The 25724-nt window shown below is 69.6% G+C and carries 19 protein-coding genes; 12 read left to right on the forward strand and 7 right to left on the reverse strand.

Going from position 1 to position 25724, the window contains the following annotated elements:
• Positions 1–5 precede the first annotated feature (5 nt).
• The 4 genes from OG984_RS23255 to OG984_RS23270 are packed head-to-tail and all read left to right on the forward strand — an operon-like array spanning position 6 to position 10800.
• A complete protein-coding gene (locus tag OG984_RS23255; protein ID WP_328528552.1) occupies positions 6–6311 on the forward strand; it encodes an Ig-like domain-containing protein in 6306 nt (2101 codons plus the stop codon).
• A 10-nt stretch (positions 6312–6321) separates the two neighbouring features.
• Entirely contained in the window at positions 6322–7290 is a 969-nt protein-coding gene (locus tag OG984_RS23260; protein WP_008354581.1) for an AAA family ATPase, read from the forward strand.
• A gap of 1 nt (position 7291) precedes the next feature.
• A complete protein-coding gene (locus OG984_RS23265) occupies positions 7292–8563 on the forward strand; it encodes a DUF58 domain-containing protein (RefSeq protein WP_328528553.1) in 1272 nt (423 codons plus the stop codon).
• Complete coding sequence (locus tag OG984_RS23270; RefSeq protein WP_328528554.1) at positions 8560–10800, forward strand: DUF3488 and transglutaminase-like domain-containing protein; 2241 nt, start codon at positions 8560–8562, stop codon at positions 10798–10800. The genes OG984_RS23265 and OG984_RS23270 overlap by 4 nt, the downstream gene beginning before the upstream one ends.
• A gap of 16 nt (positions 10801–10816) precedes the next feature.
• Here OG984_RS23270 and OG984_RS23275 read toward each other — a convergent pair whose 3' ends face one another.
• Both OG984_RS23275 and OG984_RS23280 read right to left on the reverse strand, forming a co-directional pair.
• Entirely contained in the window at positions 10817–12364 is a 1548-nt protein-coding gene (locus OG984_RS23275; protein ID WP_328528555.1) for an FAD-dependent oxidoreductase, read from the reverse strand.
• Positions 12365–12426: 62 nt separating this feature from the next.
• On the reverse strand, positions 12427–12861 hold the full coding sequence (locus tag OG984_RS23280; protein WP_328528556.1) for a DUF4383 domain-containing protein: 435 nt from the start codon (positions 12859–12861) through the stop codon (positions 12427–12429).
• Positions 12862–12980: 119 nt separating this feature from the next.
• Between OG984_RS23280 and OG984_RS23285 the strand changes: the two genes are divergently transcribed.
• Together OG984_RS23285 and OG984_RS23290 are read left to right on the forward strand one after the other, a co-directional pair.
• Complete coding sequence (locus tag OG984_RS23285) at positions 12981–13532, forward strand: DinB family protein (protein WP_328528557.1); 552 nt, start codon at positions 12981–12983, stop codon at positions 13530–13532.
• Between the two features lies 1 nt (position 13533).
• Entirely contained in the window at positions 13534–13929 is a 396-nt protein-coding gene (locus OG984_RS23290) for a VOC family protein (RefSeq protein ID WP_328528558.1), read from the forward strand.
• On the opposite strand, the gene OG984_RS23295 is transcribed toward OG984_RS23290, so the two are convergent.
• Positions 13926–15107 carry a PucR family transcriptional regulator gene (locus OG984_RS23295; RefSeq protein WP_328528559.1) on the reverse strand — a complete coding sequence of 394 codons (1182 nt, stop codon included), beginning with the start codon at positions 15105–15107 and terminating at the stop codon, positions 13926–13928. The genes OG984_RS23290 and OG984_RS23295 overlap by 4 nt on opposite strands.
• A 72-nt stretch (positions 15108–15179) precedes the next feature.
• Here OG984_RS23295 and OG984_RS23300 point away from each other — a divergent pair, with 72 nt between their 5' ends.
• Both OG984_RS23300 and OG984_RS23305 read left to right on the forward strand, forming a co-directional pair.
• Positions 15180–16340: a ferredoxin reductase gene (locus OG984_RS23300; RefSeq protein ID WP_328528560.1), complete on the forward strand. Its 1161-nt coding sequence runs from the start codon at positions 15180–15182 to the stop codon at positions 16338–16340.
• A gap of 33 nt (positions 16341–16373) precedes the next feature.
• Complete coding sequence (locus OG984_RS23305; RefSeq protein ID WP_328528561.1) at positions 16374–17624, forward strand: fatty acid desaturase family protein; 1251 nt, start codon at positions 16374–16376, stop codon at positions 17622–17624.
• A gap of 69 nt (positions 17625–17693) precedes the next feature.
• On the opposite strand, the gene OG984_RS23310 is transcribed toward OG984_RS23305, so the two are convergent.
• The gene (locus tag OG984_RS23310) at positions 17694–18593 is read right to left on the reverse strand and encodes an SDR family oxidoreductase (protein WP_328528562.1); all 900 of its coding nucleotides are present in this window, start codon (positions 18591–18593) and stop codon (positions 17694–17696) included.
• A 76-nt stretch (positions 18594–18669) separates the two neighbouring features.
• Between OG984_RS23310 and OG984_RS23315 the strand changes: the two genes are divergently transcribed.
• Both OG984_RS23315 and OG984_RS23320 read left to right on the forward strand, forming a co-directional pair.
• On the forward strand, positions 18670–19233 hold the full coding sequence (locus OG984_RS23315) for a TetR/AcrR family transcriptional regulator (RefSeq protein ID WP_328528563.1): 564 nt from the start codon (positions 18670–18672) through the stop codon (positions 19231–19233).
• A 106-nt stretch (positions 19234–19339) separates the two neighbouring features.
• A complete protein-coding gene (locus tag OG984_RS23320; RefSeq protein ID WP_328528564.1) occupies positions 19340–19891 on the forward strand; it encodes a RipA family octameric membrane protein in 552 nt (183 codons plus the stop codon).
• On the opposite strand, the gene OG984_RS23325 is transcribed toward OG984_RS23320, so the two are convergent.
• Complete coding sequence (locus OG984_RS23325; protein ID WP_328528565.1) at positions 19888–20601, reverse strand: peptidase E; 714 nt, start codon at positions 20599–20601, stop codon at positions 19888–19890. The two genes, OG984_RS23320 and OG984_RS23325, sit on opposite strands and share 4 nt — an antisense overlap.
• A 74-nt stretch (positions 20602–20675) precedes the next feature.
• Positions 20676–23747 (reverse strand): M4 family metallopeptidase, encoded by a 3072-nt coding sequence (locus OG984_RS23330; protein WP_328528566.1) that lies wholly within the window; start codon positions 23745–23747, stop codon positions 20676–20678.
• A gap of 164 nt (positions 23748–23911) precedes the next feature.
• On the opposite strand from OG984_RS23330, the gene OG984_RS23335 reads away from it, so the two are divergent.
• On the forward strand, positions 23912–24211 hold the full coding sequence (locus OG984_RS23335; protein WP_328528567.1) for a WhiB family transcriptional regulator: 300 nt from the start codon (positions 23912–23914) through the stop codon (positions 24209–24211).
• Here OG984_RS23335 and OG984_RS23340 read toward each other — a convergent pair.
• Positions 24208–25089, reverse strand: coding sequence for a sigma-70 family RNA polymerase sigma factor (locus OG984_RS23340; RefSeq protein WP_328528568.1), 882 nt, complete (start codon positions 25087–25089; stop codon positions 24208–24210). The genes OG984_RS23335 and OG984_RS23340 overlap by 4 nt on opposite strands.
• Before the next feature lie 146 nt (positions 25090–25235).
• Between OG984_RS23340 and OG984_RS23345 the strand changes: the two genes are divergently transcribed.
• Positions 25236–25700, forward strand: a complete 465-nt coding sequence (locus OG984_RS23345; protein ID WP_328528569.1) for a carboxymuconolactone decarboxylase family protein — start codon at positions 25236–25238, stop codon at positions 25698–25700.
• Positions 25701–25724 lie beyond the last annotated feature (24 nt).

Here is a 25724-nt window from a genome sequence, read left to right on the forward strand (position 1 = left end):
TCTTGGTGGCACGTTTCGGGATGGCGCCCGGGTGGATGCGGCGTCATCGGACCTCCATCGCGTCCTGGACCGCTCTTGCCGTGGTTGCGGGCGGTTTGACCGTCTATGCGATCCAGTCGACGGGTTACCCCGTCCACAAGGCCGATCTCGACGACGGCGGCATCTGGGTGACCAACCAGTCCTGGGGCACCCTGGGCCGGCAGAACCGTCCCGTCGCCCAGCTCGACGGCGTGGTCTGGGCCGGCAACGAGGCCGGGTCGAGGTCCGAGCGCGCCGGTCTCGACGTCGTGCAGAACGGCATCGCGGTGGCCTCCGTCGACCGTGACGCCCGCACGATCACGCCGGTCAACACCAAGCTCGCCGAAGGTCTCGACGACGACGCGGTGACCGTGAAGGACAGCCGCGTGGTGATGGGCGGCAACACCATCGGCGTCGCCGAGCAGAAGACCGGCAAGGTCTGGCTCACCTCGGTCGACCCGACCACCGGTGTCGGTGACCTCTCGGATCTCTCCGCCTCCACGAAGCCCACCGAGACGGTCGGCGCGGACACGGTCCTCACCGTCGGCACCGACGGGACCGCGTACGCCGTATCCGCCGGCAAGCGCACGCTGACCGCCTTCGCGCCCGACGGTGATCGGTTCGCGAAGCCCGAGGAGACCAAGCTCCCGAAGGCTCCCGAGTACGCGGAGACCCCGACCTCGGCGACCGTCGTCGGCGACGAGGTGATCACCCTCGACGGCGTCGGTTGGCTGCTCGGCGCCTCCAAGGGCTCCGACGTCGCCCAGGACTTCGGCGACACCGCGGAGAGCGCGGTGCTCCAGCAGCCCTCCGTCAAGGCCAAGGAGGTCCTCGTCGGCGACGGGGAGGGCCTCAAGGCCGTCGACCTGCGCAACGGCGAGATCCGCCGTATCGCCGAGTCGGCCGGCGACCCCGCGGCCCCGGTGCGGCTGCGCGACTGCGTCTTCGGTGCCTGGGCCAACGGCTCGACCGGATCGGTGGTGACCCAGTGCGGCGAGGGCGAGCCGGTCCTGGGTGAGATCCCGACGCTCGGCCCGGCCGCCGAGCTGGAGTTCCGGGTCAACCGCGGCCAGCTGGTGCTCAACGACCTGCGCAACGGCGATGTCTGGGAGATCGACGGCGCCGACATCAAGAAGATCTCCAACTGGGAGGCGTTCCAGCCGCAGACCCAGAAGCAGAACCAGAAGAAGGACAAGCAACAGCAGCAGACCAAGGCCGCCCAGGCGCCGAAGGCCAAGGACGACCAGCTCGGAGCCCGAGCCGGACGCACCACGGTCCTGCACGTCCTCGACAACGACTCCTCGGCCAAGGAGTCGATCCTGAGCGTGGTCTCGGTCGGGAAGGCCTCCGTCAAGGGCGTCGAGGCCACCATCGCCCCCGACAGGCAGTCGATCCTGGTCACCACGCCGGAGTCGGCCGAGGGGAAGAAGACCAGCTTCAAATACACCGTCGACGACGGGATCAAGGGCAAGGCCGGCCAGGACGACGCCAGCGTCGAGCTCTCCATCGAGGGCTCCGGCGGCACCGGCAAGCCGACCTTGCGCGAGCACTACACACCGACCGACTACACCGTCGCCGCTGGCGGCACGGTGGAGATCCCGGTGGTCGGCGACTGGCGCGACGAGCGCTACGGCGACCCGATCACCGCGCAGTCCCCGACCGCCTCCAAGGGCAAGGCGAGCGTGACCCCGGACGGCCTGATCCGCTACACCGCGGCCACGGACGCCACCGGCAACGAGAGCCTCGGCTACCAGGTCAGCACCGGCGGCAAGCCCTCGAAGGACAAGGTACGCATCAACATCGTCGCCGGGGCCAACACCGCCTCCCCGGAGCCGAAGGACGACGTCGCCGAGGGCACCCAGGGATCCTGGGTGACGATCCGTCCGCTCGACAACGACATCCCTGGCGCCGACCCGTCCAACCTCGACGCGAGCCTCACCCTCGCCGGTGACGTCCCGCCGAAGGGCGGACTCGAGGTGAGCACCGACCGGGAGACCGGTGTGGTGCGGGCCCGCGGAAGCTCGCCGGGCACCTACCAGCTCAGCTACAACGCCGGGTTCGGGGCGGCCAAGCCTGCCTCGGCGAAGATCCGTGTCGACGTGAAGCCGGCCGCCCAGGCGGCGGACGAGCCGATCGCGACGCCCGACACGACCGCCGTGCTCGGCACCTCGACCCGCACGCTCGACGTCCTCGCCAACGACTACGACTCCCGGGGCCGGCTCCTCGCCGTGACCCATGCCGAGCCGGTCGGCGACAGCGACCTGACGGTCGCGGTGCTCGACGGCCGCTGGCTGCGTATCCAGGCGTCCAAGCCAGACATCGACCCGTCCACCCAGGCCATCCGTTACACCATCAGCAACGGCGCGGCCGAGGCCGAGGGGTCGGTGACGGTGAGCCAGCGCCCGGCGCTGCGTGGCGCCGAGAACGCCCCCGAGGCGGTCGACGACGAGGCCACGGTGAGGGCCGCCGACTCGGTCTCCATCCCGGTGCTCGACAACGACTCGACGCCCTCGGGCGACCCGGTCGGCCTGGTGGTCGACCAGACCATCGAGACCAAGGGCCAGCTGCAGGTGCTGGGACAGCCGACGGTCGGCGAGGCCTACATCGACGGCAACCGGGTCCGCTACGTCGCCCCCGACGACGTGAAGGGTCCGGTCGACGTCGACGTCCGTTACGTCGTGCAGAACACCGGTGACCCCTCCGCGGAGCACTCCTCGGGCAACATCCGCATCCACATCAAGCCGCTGCCGAAGAAGAAGGCCGACAACTCCGCGCCCGCGCCGAAGGCGCTGGAGTCGCGGGTGGTCCAGGGTGACGAGGTGACGCTGCGGCTGCCGACGGTCGGCACCGACCCCGACGGCGACTCGGTCTCGGTGACCCGGATCAACAGCGCGCCGTCCTTCGGCCGGGTCCTGGCCCACGGCGCCAACACGATCACCTACCAGGCCTTCCCCAACGCGGCCGGCACCGACGAGTTCACCTACGAGGTCAGCGACCCGTTCGGTGCCGTCGCGACCGGCACGGTTCGCATCGCCGTGGTCGCGCCGGGTGCGCCGCAGCGTCCGGTCGCCGTCGACGACCTGGTCACGCTCGACCCCGCCAAGAAGCTGACCTACGACGTGCTCGCCAACGACCTGCGTACGCCGGGGACGGAGCTGCACCTGGCCTCGACCGACGCGACGGAGGGGTCCAACGTCAAGCAGCGCTCCGACGGCATCGTCACCGTCCAGGGAGGCTCCGAGGAGCCCTTCCAGCACGTCCCCTACCGCGCCACCACCGGCCTCCACGAGGACACCGGCGAGCTCGCCATCCGCTATCAGGAGGGCTACGACAACCCGCCGATGGCGGGGATCGTGGTGGCCCACCCGGAGGGCGACTCGTCGACCACGACCGTCGACGTGATGACCAAGGTGACCGACATCGACGACGCGCTCGAGGACCTCACCGTGGATGCGGTCAAGGGACCCTCGGTCGGCGAGGACGAGGCGAAGCCGAAGATCGACGACGGCAAGGTGACCCTGCCGGTGGGTGACACCACTCGGGTGTGGACCTACCGGGTCACCGACCCCGACGGCGCCCAGGCGGTCGGCTCGATCTACGTCCCCGCCCGTCCCAAGGACGCCCCCTACCTGAAGCCGGGCTCCGAGCTCCAGCTGAACCCCGGCGAGACGAAGAACGTCGACATCACCGACTACGTCGAGGACCCCGAGGGCGACCCGGTCGTGCTGACCACCACCGACAAGATCGTGGCCGCGCCCGAGGGCATGTTCAACACCGGTGACACCACCGCGACGACCGTGAAGGTCACCGCCGGTGAGACCAAGGGTCCGGCGACCCTGACCTTCGAGGTCGCCGACCGCGAGAAGATCACCTCCGCGGACGCCCATCTCTCGGTGATCTCACTGCCGGTGCAGATCGGCAAGGAGGAGCCGGAGATCAACTGTCCGAGCACCCCGGTGGAGGTCCCGGAGAGCGGCAACGGCGCGCTGGTCGACATCGCCGCCATCTGCCACGTGTGGACCGCCGACCCGGGTGATGCCGACGACCTCGACTTCACCGCCGAGGTCGGCGACGGGCTCGACGGCGTCGAGGTCAAGCCGGAGGACGGCGGCCTGCGACTCACCGCCGAGCACGCCGACGCCGGTGCCCAGGGTGCCCTGGAGATCGGGGTGGAGGGCACCGACGCGACCGGCCAGCTCCTGGTCACCGTCATCGCGCTGCCGGCACCGTCGCTCTCGCCGATCAAACCGCTGCAGACCGAGGCCGGGAAGACGGTCGCGATCGACATGGCCAGCTATCTGCAGACACCGGTGCCGTCGGAGTCGCAGGAGATCGTGGTCACCAAACTCGACCCGGTCGACGGCGACTCGCCCGACATGGGCAAGGTCAGCGGCTCGAAGATCACCTTCAACACCCCCGAGGAGGGGCACGGCCACTATCGCTACGCGATCGAGGTCAGCGACTCCGGCAAGGACTCCAAGCGGGTCAAGGCCACCGGGGTCATCGAGGTGGACGTCATCGACGTCCCCGGCGCGCCGACGGGGCTGCGTACGACCTCCGACTTCCTCTCCAACGTGGTCGCGCTGTCGTGGAACGCACCCAAGGACAACGGCGACGACCCGATCCAGCGCTACGAGGTGGAGGCCAACGGCGACCACGTCCAGGACTGCCCGTCGACGTCGTGCAGGATCACCGGGCTGAAGAACGGCGTCGTCTACGACTTCCGCGTGCGCGCGGTGAACTCCGTCGGCCCGAGCCGTGAGTGGAGCAACTCGGCCGAGGGCGAGCCCGACGCCTACACCGGTCCGGTGCAGAACCTCCGCGTCACCCGCCAGCGCGACCACAAGGTCGAGCTGAGCTGGAGCAAGCCGGCGCCGTGCGACTGCTCCGACGTGCAGAAATACCGGATCAGCTGGCCGGGCGGTGGCATCAAGGACATCTCCGCAGGTCAGACCACCTATCCGGCGGCGGTCAGCTCCAACGGCGACCCGGTGCAGTTCACGGTCGTGCCGCTCAACGACAAGGGCATGAAGACCAACAAGGGTCCGACGGCGACGGTCGAGGGGATGGGTGCCGGCAAGCCGGACACCCCGGCGACGCCGACCTTCGAGTGGGCCAACACGGCCAACAACTCCGGCAAGGCGGTCACGGTCTCGTGGAGCCCGGTCGCGGCCAACGGCCCCGCCCCGGTCACCTACGAGGTACGCCGCACCGGCGGCACCGGCGAGAAGATCGTCTGCTCCTGGGTGACCGAGACCAGTTGCCGCGACGACGTCGCCAACGACGGCACGATCTACACCTACGCCGTCCGGGCCCGCAACGCGGAGGCGACGTCGCCCCGGGAGACCACGTCCGGCGGTTCGCCGGAGGCGCACATCTCCAGCTACTCCGCGGGCGGCAAGGTCGAGGCGGCCGCGACCCCCGACGCGGTCTCCTTCGCGAGCGCGACGCCGACCGGTGCCAACGGCACCGCGGAGATCGTCTTCACGCCGCGGGCCTCGCACGGCAAGACCAACCGGGTCGAGTGCGTGCGCAACGGCTCCTCGTGCGGCAGCTGGACCTACCCGCCCGAGGGCGCGGGCCAGCAGACCAAGACGATCACCGGCTTCACCAACGGCAACTCGACGCAGGTCCAGCTGCGGGCCTGCAACGACTCCTCCGGCGGCACCGGCGCGGGAGATTCCTGCGGCCCCTGGTCGTCGAAGAACGTGACCACCTACGGTCCGCTGGGCACGCCGTCGATCTCGGCGAGCGTCGACGGCAACAAGGTCAACTGGCGGGTCAGCTATGACCCCAACGGCAAGGCCGCGACCGTCACCGTCAAGCGCGGTGGCACCGAGGTCGCCCAGTTCGGCACCGGCACCGGTGCGGGCAGTCGGTCGGGCACCGACACCGCACCCAACTGGGACACGTCCTACACCTACACCGTGACGATCAGCGACTCGCCGCGGGCGAGCAAGTCCGACTCGGTCACGGTGCGGACCGACCCGCCGCCGGACCCGATCCTCGAGGTGAACAAGGCCGGCGAGTGCTCGGGCGCCGCGTGCCCCGAGCCGGACGTGGCCTGTGGTGGCACGTGCTGGTACGTCGGCTCGACCATCACCGACCTCGCCTTCCCGGGCAAGACCTGGGAGTGCAGCACCAACGCCACCACCTCGCGATGGAACGTCACCATCGGGAGCAACGGCAGGGGCTCCGGCAGCGGCCGCGGCTGGGTCGGCGCCAACACCCCGTTCCGGGTGACCTGCACGACCAACGGGCGACCCACTCTTTCGAAGAACGTTACGTGGTAGGAGACAAGAAATGACCGTCACGCACGAGCAAGCGCGCTGGTTCCACGAGACCTTCGAGAAGCTTGCCGACAACGTCGAGAAGGCGGTGCTCGGCAAGCGCAACGTGATCCGCCTGGTGCTGACCGCGCTGCTCTCCGAGGGCCATCTCCTCCTCGAGGACTACCCGGGCACCGGGAAGACCCAGCTCGCCCGCGCCCTGGCCAACACGGTCCAGGGCTCGCACGCGCGCATCCAGTTCACGCCCGACCTCCTCCCGTCCGACGTCACCGGTGTGACCGTCTACGACCAGGGCAAGGGCGCCTTCGAGTTCCACCCGGGCCCGATCTTCCACTCGATCGTGCTGGCCGACGAGATCAACCGCGCCTCCCCGAAGACGCAGTCGGCGCTCTTGGAGGTCATGGAGGAGGGCCGGGTCACCGTCGACGGCGCCACCCGCGAGGTCGGCCGCCCGTTCATGGTGATCGCGACCCAGAACCCGATCGAGCAGGCCGGGACGTACCGGCTGCCCGAGGCGCAGCTGGACCGCTTCCTGATGAAGACCTCGGTCGGCTACCCCGACCAGAACGCCACCGTCGAGCTGCTGATGAACTCCTCGGTCCGCGACCGCGCCACCCTGGTCACCCCGATCATCACCGCCCCGACCGTCACCCAGATGGCCGAGATGGCCGACCAGGTCTACATCGACCCGGCCATCGTCGCCTACGTCTCCGCCCTGATCGACGAGTCCCGTCGCCACAAGCACGTACGCCTCGGCGCCTCCATGCGTGGCTGCCTCGCCCTGGTGCGCACCGCCAAGGTCTGGGCGCTGGCCGAGGGCCGCTCGCAGGTGCTGCCCGACGACGTCAAGGCGCTCGCCGAGCCGGTGCTCTGCCACCGCCTGATCCTCGACCCGGAGGCCATGTTCAACGGCGTCACGGTCGAGGACGTCATCGGCGACCTGCTCACCTCGGTCCCGGCTCCCACCGAGCGTGTCGCCTGAGATGAGCAGGCTCAGTGTCCGCAACCTCGTTGCTGACCTGCGGAAACGATCAGCCCCGGTAGTCTCCGGGGCCGGTTCGGTCTACTCGTTCGTCGCCGACCGGGTCCGTCCGTGGTTCGGCACGGTGACCTCGATCGGCTGGGGTGTGCTGCTGCTCGGCGCGCTGGCCTGGGTCGCCGCGACCGCCCTCGGCTGGATCGAGGCGGCCGTGGTGGCGATGGCAGCGCTGTTCCTCGTGATCGGCGCGGCCTTCTTCATGATCGGGCGCACCCGGCTCGCGGTCGCGACGGTGGTCGAGCCGCCGCGCGTCGCCGTCGGTCAAGCACTCACCGGCGAGCTGCGGGCCCGCAACGAGGCGCGCGGCCCGCTCGTCTCGACGAGTCTCGAGTTCCCGATCGGGGCAGGTGGGGTGACGTACGACCTGCCGATGCTGCTTCCCGGCGCCGAGCACACCGAGCTCTTCGTGGTGCCGACCCAGCGCCGCGGCGTCATCGACGTCGGCCCCGTCCGGACCGTCCGCGGCGACCCGCTCGGGCTCTTCCGGCGGGTGCAGGAGTGGACCGACCGCACCGAGGTCTTCGTCCACCCGCGCACCACCCACCTCGAGCCCTTCGGGGTCGGCCTGGTCCGTGACCTCGAGGGGTCCACGGCACAGAACACCTCGATGAGCGACCTCGCCTTCCACGCCCTGCGCGAGTACGTCCCGGGCGACGACCTGCGCCACATCCACTGGCGCTCCTCGGCACGCCACGGACAGCTGCTCGTGCGCCAGTTCCTCGACACCCGTCGCTCCCACATCGTCGTCATCGTCGACTCCTCGCCGATGTCCTACGACAGCGAGGAGGAGTACGAGACCGCGATGTCGATCGCGGGCTCGCTGCTCCGCCGCGGGATCCTGGACGAGTTCGACGTCTCGTTCGCGACCGGCGACGTGCTGATGGTGCGGGCCACCGCGGCGAGCGGGGGAGGGCGTACGGCCCTCGACGCCTGCTCGCGGGCGACCCCGCAGCCGAGCAACCTGATCGAGATCACCGCCGAGGCGGCCCGGCAGGCGCCGGACGCTTCCCTGGTGATGTTGGTGACCGGGCGCTACCCGGAGTTCGTGACCCTCCAGCGTGCGGCCGGGCAGTTCTCGGTCGACGCCACCACCGTCGCCGTCCGGGTCGACTCCTCCCAGCGCGCCGGCTTCAAGGCGGTCGCCGACCTGCCGGTGCTCACCCTGCCCGACCTCGACCAGCTGCCGATCGTGCTGTCGAAGGGGTTGTCCGGATGAAGAAGCACCAGGCCGTCGACGGCCTCCTCCTCTTCCTGCTCGGCACCATCGCCTTCCTCGGGTTCGACGACACCTACGCCGGCTGGACCTACCTCGTCGCCGGTGTCGCGGGGCTCCTGCTCGGGATCCTCATCGCCTTCGTCGGTCGCGGCCAGCCGGTGGTCGTGCTGGCCGTCGGGCTCCTGGCCGCCTTCTTCGTGCTCGGTGGCGCGGTCGCGCTGCACGGCATCGGCGACCTCTCCTTCCTCCCGGTCCCGGACACGATCGGCACCCTCGCCGACAACTCCGTGCACGGCTGGAAGCGGCTGCTGACCACGCTCCCGCCGGTCGACGGCGGGGCGCTGCTGACGATCCCCTACATCCTCGGCCTGGTCGCCGGCTGTGTCGGCTTCGCGCTCGCCGTGCGGGTCAAGGCGGCGCTGCCGCCGGTGCTCGTCGCGTTCGCGCTGATGGCCGGGGTGATCCTGCTCGGCGTTCAGGACCCGTCCAAGACCGCCCTGCTCGGCGCGCTCTTCGGGGCGATCGCGATCACCTGGCTCTGCATCCGCGGCATGCGGGCCCGTGCCCTCGCCGCAGGCGGTGGCCGTCGGCTCTCGCGGACCGCGATCGGCGCCGCACTGTGCCTCGGCGCAGCCGGGCTGGCCTTCCTCGGCGGGCCGCTGCTGCCGGGTCTCGCGCCCGAGCGCACCGTGCTGCGCGGCGAGATCGAGCCGCCCTTCAACGTCGGGCAGTACCCCTCGCCCCTGGCCGGCTTCCGGGTCTACACCAAGGGCTACCAGACCCCGGAGGACGACCGCCGGCTCTACGAGAAGGAGCTGTTCACCGTCTCGGGCCTGCCCGAGGGGACGCGCGTCCGGGTCGCCGCGATGGATTCCTACGACGGCACCGTCTGGCGCGCGGCCAACGACTCCGGCGAGACCGAGGGCCCCGACGACACCTTCCAGAAGATCAGCTCGACCCTGCGCAACCCGCTCGCCGACGGCAAGCAGGTGCGCGGGACGATCACGATCGGGGAGGACTTCGGCGGCGTCTGGGTGCCTCTGCCGACCGCGCTCACCCACATCTCCTTCGACGGCCCCGACTCAGACTCGTTCCGCTACAACCTGGCCACGTCGACCGGTGTGCTGCCGTCCGCGCTGAAGCCGGGCGACTCCTACTCCTTCACCGCCTCGGTGGATGACGAGAAGGTGAGCAAGAAGAGCGAGCCGTGGTCGGGCGGATCGCCGATCGGCGACGAGGCGGCCCAGTTCCAGGCGCTCGCGGCCGAGTACGCCGGTGGAGGTGACTCGCCGATCACCAACGCGCTGGCGGTGGCGGAGAAGCTCAAGGCGGAGGGCACCTACACCGACGGCGAGCCGCCCAACCAGCAGTACCCTGCCGGCCACTCGCTGCGTCGTCTCGCCGACTTCACCGCCAAGGGCGGCCAGCTCGCCGGCAACGACGAGCAGTACGCCGCTCTGATGGCCGTCCTGGCCAACCAGGTCGGTGTGCCGGCCCGGGTGGTCCTGGGCGCGGTCGTCGGCTCCGACGGCGTCGTCCAGGGCAAGGACATGCACGCCTGGGTCGAGCTGCGGATGTCGGACGGGTCCTGGGCGACCCTGGACTGGTCCGAGTTCATGAACACCGAGAAGCCGCCCGAGCAGAACGCCCCTCAGCCCGAGGAGCTCGTCACCGGCAAGGTGGTCCCGCCGCCGGCGCCGGTGCGCCCGCCCGCGACCTCCGGCGACCCGCTGGACGAGTCGGTGAACCAGAAGGCCAACTCGCGTCCCGACGGGTTCACGCTGCCGGGATGGCTGATCGCCGTCTTCACGTACGTCGGTATCCCGCTGTTGCTCATCGCGGCCGTGTGCGGGGCGATCATCGGCGCCAAGATCTGGCGCCGACATCGCCGGCGCACGCGCGGCACCCCGGTCGCCCGTCTCTCCGGTGGCTGGCGAGAGACCATCGACCATGCCCGTGACTTCGGGGTGGGGGTGCCGGTCGGGGCGACCCGCCGTGAGCAGGCGTCCGTGCTGGCCACCTCGCCGGGCCTGGACGGTGCGCCGGGGCTGGCGCTGCTCACCGACAACACCATGTTCGGCGAGGCCGGACCGGACGATGCCGAGGTGGCCGCGTTCTGGGAGCAGGTCGGGACGCTTCGCTCCTCGGTCTCCGAGTCGCGCACCAGGTGGCAGCGCATCCGGGCCGCGATCAACCCGCTCTCGTTGTTGCCCGCTCGGCTGTGGCGCAAGCGCTGATCCTCGACGTCGGTGCTCAGGTCGGGTCGAGGTCGACCCCGCTCCGGTCCGTCGTCGACGGTCGTACGAGCGGCCTGACGGCGGGACCGTCGAGAACGGAGCCGTCGGGGGAGAACCGGGAGCCATGGCAGGTGCAGTCCCAGCTGGTCTCGGCGGCGTTCCAGTGCAACGGACAGCCGAGATGGCTGCACCTGGCACTCACGGTGTGCACCGCGCCCACCGGGTCGCGGTAGCCGCCGACCGTGTGGCCGCCGACATCGACGAGTCCGCCTTCGCCCGGCCGCAGGTCGGAGAGCGAGCGGACCTCGGGGTCGTGGCGACGGCCTGCGATGAGCTCCTGGCCGACCTTCAGATTGTCCTTGATGAGTCGGGCGACGGCCCGGGCGTCGCCGATTCGGGCGGCGTCGAAGACGGGCAGCCACGGATTGTCGGTGCCGGCAAGAAGATCGGCCAGCATCATCGCGGCCGCGGTCCCGCTGCTCAGGCCCCACTTCTGGAAGCCGGTGGCCACGAGAACCAGTTCGTTCCCCGGCGAGCGGCCGACGTACGGCACTCGGTCCGGGGTGGTGTAGTCCTGGGCCGACCAGCGGTAGTCGATCGCCTCGACGTCGAAGGTGGCCCGGGCCCAGATCTCGAGGTCCGCGTACATCGCCTGGGTGTCGGGCTCGGCACCGGTCTCGTGGCCGTTGCCGACCACGATCAGGCCGTTCGGGCCGGGGTCCAGCCACGGCCGTGTCGAGTAGGTGGGCGCGTCGAGACCGATCGCCATGCTGGTCGGTGCCGGGCCGCGTAGGCGGGCAGCCAACCCGTAGGAGCGGGACGGCCTCGTCCGCGCGAAGAATCCGCCGAGCAGTCCGGGCGGCAGCAGCGTGGCGACGACGACCTGTTTCGCCACCACGGTCGCGGCGGACGTGGCGAGCTCGACGGTTCGGTCGCGCTGCTCGTCGATGGCCGTGACCCGGGCATCCTCGAATATCAGTCCTCCGGCCGCGGTGAACGCGGCGGCGAGACCCGCCATGTACCTGCCGGGATGGAAGTGGAGCTGGTTGTCGAACACGACCGCGGCCTCGACATCGAAAGGCAGATCGGTGCGGTCGGTCACCCGTGCCGGCAGTCCGAGTCGAGCAGCTGCCTCGGCCTCGTCCTCGATCCGGGATCGTTGTTCCGGCGACCGGGTGTAGGCCACCGCCGGAGCGCGGGTGAGGTCACATCCGATCTCCAGCTCCGAGACGAGGTCGGCGACCTTCTCCACCCCTGCCCGCATCGCGTCGGCGTACCGGCGAGCGCTGTCGTCGCCGAGCCGTTTGACCAGGTCGGCGTAGATCAGGCCATGCTGTGCGGTCACCTTCCCGGTGGTGTATCCCGTGGTGCCGTCACCCACGGTCGCCGCCTCCAGCACGGCGACCTGCATGCCGCGCCGCTGGGCGAGCAGCGCGGTCGTCAGACCGACGATGCCACCACCCACCACCGCGACGTCGACCGAGAGGTCGGCGTCGCGACTGGTGTCCAGGCTGGCGAAGCCGGGCCTCTCGGCCGTGGCCAGCCACACGCTGTTGTGCTCCATCAGGTACGTCCTCTCCGTCGACGTCCGGGTGGAGCCGCGAGCGTCTCCCCGGAACCGTTCGGTCAGGGTGCGATGTGGCTCCCGGAGTGCGGCGTACGTCCCAGTGCCAATCCGAGCACGACCATGCCGGCACCGAGGATCAGGTGGAGCCAGTTGTCGGCATCGTTGATCGGCACGAAGTTCGCGGCGCTCTGGTGGTCGATGGCCAGGCCGTAGATCCACAGGACCAGGTAGACCGCGCCGCCGCCGATCAGAAAGCCGCGGGCTCCGTTCCAGGTCCTGGCGAGCAGGAGGCCGGCGACTCCGAACAGCAGATGCACGATGTTGTGCAGGATCGACACCTGGAAGATGCCGAGGAGCTGGGCTTCGGACTCGTGGCCGGCGAAGGTCATCGAGTCGTAGTCGGTGGTGACACCGGGGATGAACCCGAGCACTCCGACGAGCAGAAAGGTGCCGCCCACGACCGTCGCGGCCGTCTGCAGCGGCGTCGCGGTCATGGACCGATAGTCAGATATGTCAGTCATCCCTCGGCGGTACCCCGATGGTGAGATCCCTATGCCGATGAGCCCGGCAAAGCGGAAGGTTTGCGTCCGGAACCGGGCCTAGCCTCAGCCGCATGACGACCATCGACACCACCCGGCCGGTCGAGATGACGCCGGTCATGGACGAGACCGGGACGTTGCTCAGCACGCTCGACAGGATTCGGCGTACGTTCGCCTGGAAGTGTGGAGGACTGACCGACGAGCAGCTGCGCCAGCGGCTGGAGCCCTCGAGGATCACGCTCGGCTGGCTCCTCAAGCACCTCGCGTTCTGCGAGGACCACTACTTCACCGCGGTCCTCGCCGAGAGCGGCTACCCGGAGGTCTGGGCACCGTACGGTCCGGGGGAGGAGGGCTGGGACTGGAAGACCGAGGCCGAGGACACGGCGGACGGGCTGATGGCCCTCTGGGAGGGCGCGGTCGCCAGATCGCGTCGCTCGATCGCCGTAGCCCTCGACCGGGACGGGATGGACACGCTCGCCACCAACGCCGAGTGGGGCATCGAGGCCAACGCCCGTCGCTACATCGCCGACATGATCGAGGAGTACGCCCGCCACACCGGCCATGCCGACCTCATCCGCGAGTCCATCGACGGTCTCGTCGGCGAGGACCCGAGGGACGCCGAGTGACATGGCGGGGATCCGCGGTGTCACCGGATGGATCGGCGTCAACCTCGCCTGCACCGACCCGCCCACACTCGCCAGGTTCTATGCAGACCTGTTCGGCTGGGAGATCAGCAGCTCCGAGCCGGCGTGCGTCACGGTCCTCATCCGTGACCCGTCGGGCAACGGCACCCACAGCAACCTCGCCTTCGAGCTCGACCGCCACTACCGCCGGCCGGTCTGGCCGAGCGAGCCCGATGCGCAGCAGCAGATGGTCCATCTGGACATCGGCGTCACGGATCTCGCGCCGGCGGTCGAGGACGCCGTCGGCCTGGGCGCGCAGGTCGCGGACTTCCAGCCCCAGGACGACGTACGCGTCATGCTCGACCCCGAGGGTCATCCCTTCTGTCTCTACCTCGACTAGCCCAACGCCACCGTGAGGGCCAGGATCGTCGCGGGGTCGTCGAGCCGGTCCCCGTACACATCGCGTAGCTGTCCGATCCGGTAGCGGACGGTCTGGGGGTGGATGAAGAGGTCGGCGGCGACCTCGTCGCGCCGGCCCTGGTGCAGGAGCCAGGAGCGGAGGGTCTCGGTGAGCTTCTCGGCGGTGGCGGGGCGCAGCTCGGCCAGGGGAGCGAGGACCTGGGCGCGAAGGTCCTCACGGGCGTCGGCGTCGGCGGAGAGGACGAGCTCGACGAGGTGCTGCTCGGTGTCGGAGCCGAGGCCGGCGAAGTGGGCACGGCGGGCACGCTCGTAGGAGATCCGGGCCTCGCGCCAGGGCTTGGCCGGACCCACGACCGATCGGCGGCCCTCCAGCGCCTTCATCAGGGCCCGGCGTCGGCGACCGTGGGCGTCGGGGACGAGCAGCAGGGTGTGGTCGTCGAGGTCCTGCAGGTCGTCGTGCTCCAGGGTGGCCTGGTTGACCTTGGCGAGGATGGTGCCGACCTGGGAGTTGGGGACGAGCACCGCGGTCAGCGTGCTCGGCGGGGTCCACTCCGCCCGCACTGCCGCGTCGTCGAGCTCCTCCGGCGTCGCCTCGGCAAGCAGCTTGCGGGCCAGCCGCTCCCTCAGCTGTCGTTGTACGCGTCCTGTGGTGGCACGTTCGTCGGCGTGCCCGGCCGCGGAGGCCTCCGAGATCTCGTCGATCCAGGCGAAGACCAGCGCCGAGAACTCCACCAGCATCGCCGGGGCCATGCCGCCCTCGACGGCCTTGCCGGCGAGCTCTCGCCAGGCGACCCGGGCGCCGATGCGGTAGGCGGCCAGCAGGGCCTCCATCGTGCGTCCGCTCCTGGCCTCGCCACGACCCAGGTCGTAGGCGCCCTGCAGCGCCGGCGGGGTCGCTGCCGACACGTCCGCGGGCAGGCCGCTTCCGGAGGCGAGCGAGAGGAAGCCGCCCAGCGCCACGCCCACCGCGGTGCGGATGGTCTCGCCCATGTGCCCGGAGAGCGCGTCCTGGTACGGCGGCACCTCGGCGATGATCGCGGAGACGACGTCCTCACCGACCTGGGGGAGCACCGCGCGGATCGCGGCGACGATCTCGGGCGTCAGGTGGACGTCATAGGAGGAAAGTGAGGGGATCTCTCGGGAACTTTTGTTCGTCACGTATAAATCCGCCTATCAGATTCACGTCGCTGACACAGGAGTTTACCTCGCACAAATAGCACCATGGAATACATGGTTGAGATGTCCACGTCCCCCGCCCTGTTCGCCCCGGGCGAGGCCAGGCGCCCCGCATGGCGGGAGCGGTTCTCGCGCAAGGCGTGGGAGGTCGCCGAGACGATCGCCACGCCCCTGGCGCCGGCCGACTACCTCGACATGTTCAACCCGCTGCGACCAGGCGCTGACCTGCGCGGACGCATCGTCAAGGTCACCCCGGAGACCGCCGACGCGGCCACCATCGAGATCAAGCCCGGCGCCGACTGGGCGGGCCACACGCCCGGTCAGTACGTCCGCGTGGGCGTCGACGTCAACGGCGTACGCCACTGGCGGGCCTACTCGCTGACCCACGGCCCTCGCAAGGACGGCCTCATCTCGATCACCGTCAAGGCCGTCCCCGACGGCAAGGTCTCCAATCACCTGGTGCGCCGCCTGCGCCCGGGCAAGATCGTCCACCTCGAGCAGGCGGCCGGCGACTTCGTGCTGCCCAGCGACCTGCGCGGCCACAAGTTCCTGATGGTCACCGCCGGCTCCGGCGTGACCCCGGTCATCGGGATGCTGCGCAACCTCTTCCCGGTCACCGACGAGGGCGTGGTCGAGCACCAGCGCCTCGACGTCACCGTCGTCCACGTCGCCCCGAGCCGTCCCGACTCGATCTTCATCCGCAACCTCGAGTCCCTCCACGAGGCCGGCGCGATCCGCCTCGTCACCCGCTACACCGGCTCCGAGGGCCGCCTCGACATCGATACCCTCACCGAGCTCGTGCCCGACCTGAAGGAGCGGAAGGCCTACGCCTGCGGTCCGGCCGGGCTCCTCGACAACCTCCAGGCCTGGTACGACGCCGAGGGCCTGCCGCTCCAGACCGAGCAGTTCCGGCTGGCCACGGTCGTCACCGGCGAGGGTGGCACGCTCACCTTCACCGGCAAGACCGTCGAAGCACCTGGTGACAAGCCGATCCTCGACGCCGCCGAAGAGGCCGGCGTCCTCATGCCGAGCGGCTGCCGTATGGGCATCTGCTTCGGCTGTGTGCTCCCGATGAAGGAGGGCGCCGTCCGCGACCTCCGCAACGGCGAGCTCACCGTCGCCCGCCCGGGTGAGACCGGCCCCGAAGGGGTACCGATCCAGACCTGCATCTCCGCCGCCGCCGGCGAGTGCGTCATCGACCACCCCGCCTCCTGAGCATCCCCCCACACGACGAGAAGTGAGACAGCCATGACCATCGCACCTGATGCCCCGGCCTACACCGGCCCGATCGCCCACCTGACCCGCGAGGACATCGAGCAGCTCGGCCGTGAGCTCGACGCCATCCGCCAAGAGGTCATCGACACCCGCGGCGAGCGCGACGCGGCGTACATCCACAAGGTCATCAAGGTCCAGCGCTCGCTGGAGCTCGGCTCCCGCGCGGTCCTGCTCGCGAGCATCTTCCCGCCGGCGTTCGTCGTCGGCACGGTCGGTCTCTCGATCGCCAAGATCCTGGACAACATGGAGATCGGCCACAACATCATGCACGGCCAGTGGGACTGGATGCGTGACCCGAAGATCCACTCCACCGTGTGGGAGTGGGACAACGCCTCGACGAGTGAGGGCTGGAAGCACTCCCACAACGAGCTGCACCACACCTACACGAACATCGTCGGCAAGGACAACGACCTCGGCTGGGGCATCATGCGCGTCGACGAGGAGCAGCGCTGGACGCCGGCGAGCCTGTTCCAGCCGGCGATGAACTTCATCAACATGTGCATCTTCGAGTACGGGATCGCGATGTACGACCTCGAGCTCGGCCGGGTGATCCGGCAGAAGAAGAAGGGCCGCCGCCCGTCCGCCGAGTGGCAGATGGCGGCGAAGCGTACGGTCGCCAAGGTCCGCCGTCAGGCGTTCAAGGACTACGTCGCCCACCCGCTCGTCTCGATGGTGACCCTGTCGGGCCCGACGACGCTGCTGGCCAACGTCATCGCCAACTTCACCCGCAACGTCTGGACCCACTCGGTGATCATGTGCGGTCACTTCCCCGAGGGCGTGGAGACCTTCGAGCTCAAGGACATCCCGGAGAACGAGACCCGCGGTGAGTGGTACGTCCGGCAGATGCTCGGCTCGGCCAACATCTCGGGCTCGAAGTTCCTGCACGTGATGACGGGCAACCTGTCCCACCAGATCGAGCACCACATCTTCCCGGACCTGCCCTCGAACCGCTACGCCGAGATCGCGCCGAAGGTCCGCGCGCTCTTCGACAAGTACGGCCTCAACTACCACACCGCGCCGATGCCGCAGCAGGTCGCTTCCGCGTGGCACAAGGTGCTGCGTCTCTCGCTGCCCAACGGCTTCCTCGAGTCCACCAACGTGCGCAACGCGCCGAGCCAGCTGGTGAAGCTGGTCAAGGCCGTCCGCGGCGACACCCGCACCCGCCGTCGCCTGCTGAAGGAGTTCGAGGCGGCCGGCGCCGCTTCCGTCGGCAAGGCCATCTGAGTCGATACGACGGGGAGTTCTGCAGGGATTACCGACCGGTAACCCCTGCAGAACTCCCCGTCGTACGCGTCAGGCGTCGTAAGCGCCCGAGGCGATGTCGGCCAGCAGGGTCGGGCCTGTGGGGGTCCAGTCGAGGGTGTTGCGGGTCTTCTCGGAGCTTGCCCAGGCGTCGAAACCGAAGAACGTGCTGATCCAGCCGAAGTGGGCCTCGGCCTCGCCCGGGTCGATCGAGGCCGTGGGCAGGCCGAGCCGACGGCCGATGGCCTCGGCGATCTCACGCGTGGGGATGCCCTCCTCGGCCGCCGCGTGGGCGCGGAAGCCCGCCGGCGCCTTCTCCAGCGCGAGCCGCACCATCCGGGCCGCGTCGGCTCGGTGCACGGCGGGCCACCGGTTCTGGCCGTCGCCGATGTAGCCGGCGACGCCGTGCTGCCGGGCGATCGATGACAGGACCGCGACGAAGCCGTGGTCGCCGCCCTCGCCGTGGACCGAGGCGGCGAAGCGCAGTGCCACGGGACGTACGCCTCGGTCGGCGAAGCCGAGCGCGAGGTTCTCGCTGCCGCCGCGCATCGAGTCGGGGCCGTGGTTGGGGTTGGCGTCGTCCTCGGTGAACGGCCGCCCGGTGACGTCGCTGACCAGCCCGGAGGCGAGCAGGAACGGCTTCCCGGTGCCCTCGATCGCGGTGAGCATCGCCTCGACCGTCGCGTGCTCGGTGTGGCCGGCGCCGGCGTAGTCGGAGAAGTCGTGCTTGAAGGCCAGGTGGATGACACCGTCGGCAGCCTTGGCGGCGGTGGCGAGCGAGTCGGGGTCGTCGAGCGAGCCGCGGTGGACCTGGACGCCCTTCGCGTCGAGGGCGGCGGCGCTCTCGTCGGAGCGGGCCAGGCCGGTGACGGTGTAGTCGTGAGCGAGCAGCTCGTCGGTGACGGCCGAGCCGATCCAGCCGGAGGCTCCGGTGATGAAGATGTTCGTCATGCTTCCTCCAATGTCAGTTTCTGACATCAACAGTAGCACTGGATGTCAGAAACTGACATCACGCTAGGATGGAGCCATGGCGAGATGGGAGCCGGACGCGCGTGGCCGGATGCTGTCCGCTGCCCTGGACCTGTTCGCCGAGAAGGGCTACGACAAGACGACCGCCGGCGACATCGCGGCCCGCGCCGGGGTGACCGAGCGCACCTTCTTCCGCCACTTCGCCGACAAGCGCGAGGTGCTCTTCGCGAATCCCAGCCCGCTCGACGACGTGGTGGTGAAGGCGATCGCGGCCGCCGACGAGCAGGCGACCCCGCTGCAGATGGTGCTGGGCGGCGTACGCGAGGCGGCGGTCGGGATCGCCGACGCGCGCAGCCGGGAGCAGGCCGCCCAGCGCGCCCGGATCGTCGAGTCGACCCCCGCCCTCCAGGAGCGTGAGCTGCTCAAGATGGCCGCCATGACGACCGCGGCGCAGGCCGCCCTCGCCGAGCGTGGCGTGGGTGAGCCGACCGCCGCGCTGGCCGCCTACAGCGCCGTCGCCGTCTTCCAGGCGGCCTTCACCCGGTGGGTGTCCGGGGCCACCGACCTCGGCCTCCCCGAGTGCGTCGACGAGGCCGCCGCCGCGCTGCGTGCCCTGACCTAGGTGAGACGTTGGTGAACACCTGGGTCACACCTGCCCCACGGTGAGGAATGTCGTATGGACATCACCCGCCTGGACCGGTAGACAACTAGCCACTATGGAGAACGAGTTGATTCCCGGAGCTGAGTCGCAGACCGCGGTGCGCAGCTATGTGACCGCCAACAAGCCGAACCCGTCGGCGCTCGCCGAGGGCCTGTGGGTGTTGCCTCCCGACGTGCTCTCCAGCGGTGACCGCGCGGTGCTCTTCGAGCAGTACAAGCTCTACGTCGCCGAGGCCGAGCGGCTCAGCGTGCGACGGACGATCACCAGCGCGTTCTTCCTGATCCTCAACCTCGGCGTCCTGGTCGCCGGCACCGCGCTCGTGGCCAGTGCCCCCGAGCGGCCGTGGCTGTTCACGGTCGCGCTGATCGCCGCTTCCGGCCTGTGCCTCGGCTGGTTCTGGATCATCCGCTCCTACCGGCAGATGGCGAGCGGGAAGTACGCCGTCATCTCCCACCTCGAGAAGCAGCTGCCCGCGGCACCCGGCGTCGCGGAGTGGTCGGCGGTCGGCCTCGGTCGCGACAGCTCGCGCTACCTGCCGATGAGCAACATCGAGGTGTGGGCACCCGCGCTCTTCGGGTTCTGCCACCTCGCGACGTACGGCCTGCTCTACCTGCCCTAGCCGAGAACCCTCACGTCGAGGGGGGTCTCCCCGGCCGGTCCGACGGCGTACGCCACTCCGTCCGGCCGCTCGCTGAGCACCTCGACCAGCTCCCCGTCGCGCCACAGCAGCGCGACGCCGTCATCGGCGGCATAGCCGGACGGCAGCGCCCCGGAACCCACGAACCGGACGTACGTCTCCCGCCGGTCCGCCTCGCCGAGGTAGTGCGGGCAGAACGAGCCGGGGAGGAAGCCCAGACCGTCGGGAAGCGGCGCGGTGGGGCCGAAGGAGTCGGTCGAGGAGGCCTCGTACCAGCAGTTGGCCCCGGCCGAGATCCCCGCCAAAATTGTCCCGCCGGCAGCGGCCTTCTCCAGGAGGGCGGGCAGCCCGTGCAACCGCCAGACGGCGAGCAGGTTGGCCGTGGAACCTCCGCCGACGTAGACGATGTCCTGGTCGAGCAGCTGCTCGAGGGCGTTGATCGGGAGCTCGTGCCCCTCGGGTGCCTTGTTGAACAGCGACAGCACGGTCGCCTCGGAACGGTCGGCGTACGCGGCGAGGAACTTGTCGTGGTAGCTCTCCGCGTCGCCGCTCGCGGTCGCGATGAAGCAGACCTTGGGTCGATCCTTGCCGCTCAGCCGGTTGAGCTCGGCATCGAGCGGGGAGAAGTCCTGCCCGTGCACCTCCGGCATCGAGAAGCCGCCACCGCCCAGGGTCAGGATCGTTCCGCGCATGAGGCTGAGTGTAGGGACACAGAAGGCCCCGCCGGAGTGGGTTTCTTCCGGCGGGGCCTCTGAAGGTGTGACTGCTACTTGACCCTGACGGTCACCGTCTCGGTGATCGCCTCGTTGTTGCGGTCACCCGAGTAGGCCACCTCGTAGGTGTGCGTGCCTCGGAGCGCCCGGAAGGTCGCCTCCTCCTTCTTCAGGGTGAAGCGGCCCACGCGGATGCCGTTCTCGCGGACGACGATCTCGCCGGTGGCGCGCTTGCCGTCGACGGTGATCTCGACCTTGCCGCGCTTGGGCGAGGTGGCGGAGATCTCCGGGACCGCCTTCTCGGTGCAGTAGCTCACCGAGACGTTGTCGATCGCCCAGCCCCTGGCGCCGCCACAGCCGTCGCGACCGAAGTCGAAGCGGAACTGCACGGTGTCGCCTGCGGCCGCGATGGAGTCGAGCTTCACGATGGTGGTGCCCCACTCACCGGTGAAGCTGTTGCCGTCGGAACCCGTCCAGGCCGGCTGGCCCTCCATGAAGCCGCTGTCGGCGCTCATCGTGCCGCCCGGCGCGTTGAAGGCGTACGCGGCCTGGTCGACGACCTTGAACTCGCCGCCGTTGACCGAGGCCTTGACGTTGCCGCCGTCGTAGCCCCACTCGGTGAGGACCGAGTGGTCGAAGCTCAGCCGCGGCGAGAGGCCGTCGGGCACGGTGAGGGTCGGGCTGACGAGGCCGTTGCGGCTGGTGATGTCACCCGTCGCGGACCCGCAGGCGCCCTCGTTCGGCCCCGGCGCGAACGCAAGACCGCTGGTGTTGCCCTCGACGTCGGAGCCCGCCTCCCAGGGGTAGTCGTTGCCGGGGACCAGGGCCTCGGCGTCCTGGGTCCAACCGGTCAGACCGTCCTCGAAGTCCTCGGTGTAGGTGGTGACCTCGTTGGTGCCCTCGCCACACAGGGCGGGGGTGTTGGGGTCGAGCATCGGACCGAAGTTGCACTGGACCGGCTCCTTGGTGAGCTCGGTGGCCGTGTTGGCCGCCGCGACCGCCGCGCAGTCATCGGCCGTGATCGGGTCCAGAGCCGGAGCCGTGGCCTCGCCACCCGGAGTCTCGCCGCCGCCGGTCTGCGGCGTCGAGGTGCCCAGGGTGAGCTTCTTGAGCGTCGTCACACCCATCAGGTCGGCGCAGGAGGAGACCATCGCCTGGGCGTACTCGGGGAAGCCCGAGGTCGGCGTCAGGTAGTTGGTCTGGGCGTGCCAGATCAGGTTGGCGGCCTTGTCCAGGCCGATGCCGGCCACGGTGGTGTCGTTGTAGGCGCCACCGTCCACGAGCAGGGCGTAGTGGTGGTTGATGACGCCGGAGTTGACGTGGACGCCGCCGGAGTCGGTGGCACCGTCGCAGTGGTATTCCTCGTCGGAGACCTTGCCCGGGTCGCCGTAGCAGTTCGGGTTCCACATGTCGCGGATCGCGCCGCCGAAGGCGGTCGAGTCCTCACCCATCAGCCAACGTACGGACTCGTCCTTGGACTCGGTCGAGGCGTCCTTGATGGTGATGTTGACGGTGCCGGTGGCGTTCTTGATCTTCTGGCCGGTGGCGTAGTCGGTGGTCGCGCCGTAGATGTCGGAGTTGCCGGAGATGCTGCCGATCGACTGTCCCTGCAGGAACGCGATCACGACGCCCTTGGCGCCTGCGTTCTTCGCGTTCGCCACCTTCTGGGTGAACGGGCAGGTGCCACGGTCGACGAGCACGAACTTGCCGCTGACGGCGGCGGCGTTCTCGAGCGGCGAGCAGCCGTCGGTGGTCGTCGGGCCGCCGCTGTTGGCGGCGTCGAGGCCGACCACGATGTCGCTGGTCACTCCGGCGGTCGGGTAGACCGGACCGAAGTTGGCGGCAGCGGCCGGGCAGTCCCCGGCGACGTCGGCCGGCGAGTTGATCGTCAGCGTGATGGCTCCGCGCGTGGAGGAGGAGCACTTTCCGTCCGTACGAGCCACGTCGTCGGTGGTGTTCTCGCGGGCGTTGAGGAAGTCGACCGTGTTGCCCCACATGTCGGAGTATGCCTCGTTGAGCGCACCCGACTGCCACTGGTAGATCAGGCCGGAGGTGTGCTCGGTGTAGGCGTGGCCCCACTCGTGTGCCACCACGTCGTCGGAGGTGACCCCGGAGCAGTAGTTGGTGGTCTCGCCGTTCCAGTTGGCGTTGGGGCACGAGATCGCCGGGTCGTTGTTGACCGTGACCATCTTCGCGCCGTTGCCGTCGTAGGAGTCGCGACCGAAGGTGTTCTTGAAGAGCCAGTAGGACTCGCCGGTGCTGGCGACCTCGTTCTGCTGGTCCTGGTCGAGCGTGCCCGGGAAGGCGTCGTTCTCGCGCCAGACGGTCGCGTCGTCGGTGGTGTCAGGGGTGTTGTGCTTCTCGACCAGCTCGCGGTCGGTGGCCGCGTGGATCATCGAGTAGCGGTTGACCGCCTTGCCGCTGGCGGCGTCGAGCACGAGGGTCTCGCGCACGGTGGACTTGTTGGACACCTCGATGACCCAGGCGAGCAGGCTCTTGCCGCTCACGCCCTGGGCGGCGCCCATGCGGTAGACGTTGAGGTCGGCCTTGACGACCTCGACGCCGCTGGTGTCGACCTTGCTGTCGGGGTGGGCCTGAGCCGGCTTCGCCTTCACCAGCTCGAGCGCCTTGGCGCTGGCCTTCTCCTTCGACCACTTCGGGGTCGTGCTGAGGTCGAGATCGGGGGCGGCGAAACCGTTGACCGAGGTCAGGTCGCCGGACTTGTCGACGTGGGCCTTCAGGACGCCGCCGAAGACCGGCACGCCGTCGTAGGCCTGCTCGAACTCGACCGTCCAGCCGGCTGGGGTGGTGGTGACCTTCGACTGGTCGAGCTGGTTGGCCTCGGCGCCGAAGACCGAGGCGTACTCATCGAGGTACTCACGCGCCTTCGCGGCCGCTTCGGACTTCGAGTCGGCGGCCATGCGGGGCAGCAGATCGCCCTGGGTGGACACGAAGCCGATCAGGCCGGTCGCGCCCTCCTTCTTGAGGGTGACGGTCTGGTCGGCCGTGGCCTTCAGCTGGTCGATGCCGCTGGGATCCGGTTTCGCGGCGACCGCGGCGACCGGTGTGATCACCAGGCCGGCGGCGACGAGCGCAAGGCTGATTCCCTGCTTTCCGAGCTGCACGGGTTTGCTCCTCTCGGGGATGCGCCGCGTCAGGTCGCGGCGTTTCGCATCGTAGAGAGATTTGCGCCGAAGAGGGGTGCAAACGCGAATCACGAGTCCTAAACGATTCCTCCTCTGGAGATCCTCAGGCGAGGGCCTCAGGGGCGATCTAAGGTAGTTTCCCGATGCGCGGGCCTACCTCAGGCGCAGATTCTCGAGGGGTGCCCTTGGAGATCATCCCGCCTTTGTACGCCGCCGGCCTGCCGTGCCACGGAGACGACTCTGCGTTGTGGTTCTCAGAGTCCCCCGCCGCCCTCGAGGTGGCCAAAGACCGCTGCCTCGACTGCCCGGTGATGCGCGAGTGCCTCTCGGGTGCTCTCGCGCGCTCTGAGCCTTGGGGCGTCTGGGGCGGCGAGATCGTCGAGCGCGGCCAGGTGGTCACCCACAAGCGCGGCCGCGGCCGACCCCGCCGTCAGGCCGCTTAGGCGTGCGCTGACTCGAGTCCCAGGCTCTCGGCGAGCTTCGCGACCTGGGCGGGGGCGGCGTACGCCTCGATCTCGGTGATCTGCCCGTCGACCACGGTGAAGGACATGACGCTGTAGAGCTTGCCGTGGAAGGTGACGATGACACCGGCGGAGCCGTTGACGAGGGCGTCGTGGGTGATGCGGTCGGCGTGGGCGTACATGACGGCGTTGCCGGCGACCTTCGCGGCTCCGCGGTAGGTGGTGATCCCGGTGCCGAGATCGGCCCGCAGGACGACCTCGGGGTGGAGGGCACCGATCAGCCGGTTCAGATCGCCGTCCTGGGCCGCGGCGAAGAAGGCGTCGACGACCTCGCGCTGCGCGGCGACATCCGGGTGCGGCGTACGTCCTCGGACCCGGCGCCGCGCGCGGCTGGCGAGCTGGCGGGTCGAGTCCGAGGAGCGGTCGAGCATCGTCGCGATCTCGTCGAACGGCACCGCGAAGAGATCGTGGAGTACGAAGGCCAGCCGCTCGTCCGGGGAGAGCTGGTCGAGCACGACCAGGAGAGCGATGCTGACCGAGTCGGCGAGCATCGCGCGCTCCGCGGGGTCCTGGGTGGTGGCGTCGTCGAGCACGACCGTGGGCTCCGGCAGTCGATCTTCGAGAGGCAGTTCGCCGCGGGTCTTGCGCGAGCGGAGCATGTTGAGGCTGACGCGTGCGACCACGGTCGTCAGCCAGCCGCCGATGTTGTCGATCTCGTCCGCGTCGGTCCGGCTCAGTCGGAGCCAGGCGTCCTGGACGGCGTCCTCGGCCTCGGAGGTCGACCCGAGCATCCGGTAGGCCACCCCGAACAGATGCCGCCGCTCCTCCTCGAAACGCTCGGCCAGCCACTCCTGCTGCATCGTTCACTCCTGGTTCTCGAGGTCTCCGGGGTCTTCTCGCCCCCTGGACCCGACACGTGAAGCAGACCAGATGTGACCGATCCGGGGAAGAATCTTTTCTTTCTCGGACCCGTCACATCCGTCCGTTCCGACGGGTCGGGGATGGCATGAGCAACCGAATGAAGAACCCAGCAGAAGTCATCCCGCAGGCCTACAAGGGCATCGGCAACCTCCTCGCCGCTGTCGCGGACGGCGGCCTCCCTGAGACCACGACCGAGCTGATCGCGATGCGCGTCAGCTCGCTCAACGGCTGCGCTGCCTGCCTCCAGGGCCACGCCGTCCGGGTCGACGAGGTCGGTCTTCCGATCGAGAAGATCGTCGGCCTCGCCGCCTACCGTGAGTCGCCCTTCTTCAGCGAGGCCGAGAAGGCGGCGCTCGCTCTCGCCGACGCCGTGACCCGTCTGGCCGATGCCGAGGAAGCCGTGCCGGACGAGCTCTGGCGCCAGGTCACCAAGCACTACGACGAGAGGCAGACCGCCGCGCTGATCCTCTGCATCGCCACCCACAACCTCTTCAACCGGGTCAACGTGACCGTCCGGGAGGACGCAGAGCACCCCTTCTGGATGCGCTGACCAGCCGGGCCCGCGCCAGCTGTA

Origin of the sequence: Nocardioides sp. NBC_00368 (assembly GCF_036090055.1) — a bacterium.
Classification (GTDB): Bacteria; Actinomycetota; Actinomycetes; order Propionibacteriales; family Nocardioidaceae; genus Nocardioides.

What these genes read in the sequence shown, in the direction of transcription:
- OG984_RS23340 (WP_328528568.1), bottom strand. Translation starts at nt 25,089, where the DNA reads ATGCAGCAGGAGTGGCTGGCCGAGCGTTTCGAGGAGGAGCGGCGGCAT.
- OG984_RS23335 (WP_328528567.1), top strand. Translation starts at nt 23,912, where the DNA reads ATGCGCGGGCCTACCTCAGGCGCAGATTCTCGAGGGGTGCCCTTGGAG.
- OG984_RS23305 (WP_328528561.1), top strand. Translation starts at nt 16,374, where the DNA reads ATGACCATCGCACCTGATGCCCCGGCCTACACCGGCCCGATCGCCCAC.
- OG984_RS23345 (WP_328528569.1), top strand. Translation starts at nt 25,236, where the DNA reads ATGAGCAACCGAATGAAGAACCCAGCAGAAGTCATCCCGCAGGCCTAC.
- OG984_RS23300 (WP_328528560.1), top strand. Translation starts at nt 15,180, where the DNA reads ATGGTTGAGATGTCCACGTCCCCCGCCCTGTTCGCCCCGGGCGAGGCC.
- OG984_RS23275 (WP_328528555.1), bottom strand. Translation starts at nt 12,364, where the DNA reads ATGGAGCACAACAGCGTGTGGCTGGCCACGGCCGAGAGGCCCGGCTTC.
- OG984_RS23265 (WP_328528553.1), top strand. Translation starts at nt 7,292, where the DNA reads ATGAGCAGGCTCAGTGTCCGCAACCTCGTTGCTGACCTGCGGAAACGA.
- OG984_RS23325 (WP_328528565.1), bottom strand. Translation starts at nt 20,601, where the DNA reads ATGCGCGGAACGATCCTGACCCTGGGCGGTGGCGGCTTCTCGATGCCG.
- OG984_RS23315 (WP_328528563.1), top strand. Translation starts at nt 18,670, where the DNA reads ATGGCGAGATGGGAGCCGGACGCGCGTGGCCGGATGCTGTCCGCTGCC.
- OG984_RS23310 (WP_328528562.1), bottom strand. Translation starts at nt 18,593, where the DNA reads ATGACGAACATCTTCATCACCGGAGCCTCCGGCTGGATCGGCTCGGCC.
- OG984_RS23270 (WP_328528554.1), top strand. Translation starts at nt 8,560, where the DNA reads ATGAAGAAGCACCAGGCCGTCGACGGCCTCCTCCTCTTCCTGCTCGGC.
- OG984_RS23260 (WP_008354581.1), top strand. Translation starts at nt 6,322, where the DNA reads ATGACCGTCACGCACGAGCAAGCGCGCTGGTTCCACGAGACCTTCGAG.
- OG984_RS23280 (WP_328528556.1), bottom strand. Translation starts at nt 12,861, where the DNA reads ATGACCGCGACGCCGCTGCAGACGGCCGCGACGGTCGTGGGCGGCACC.
- OG984_RS23290 (WP_328528558.1), top strand. Translation starts at nt 13,534, where the DNA reads ATGGCGGGGATCCGCGGTGTCACCGGATGGATCGGCGTCAACCTCGCC.
- OG984_RS23285 (WP_328528557.1), top strand. Translation starts at nt 12,981, where the DNA reads ATGACGACCATCGACACCACCCGGCCGGTCGAGATGACGCCGGTCATG.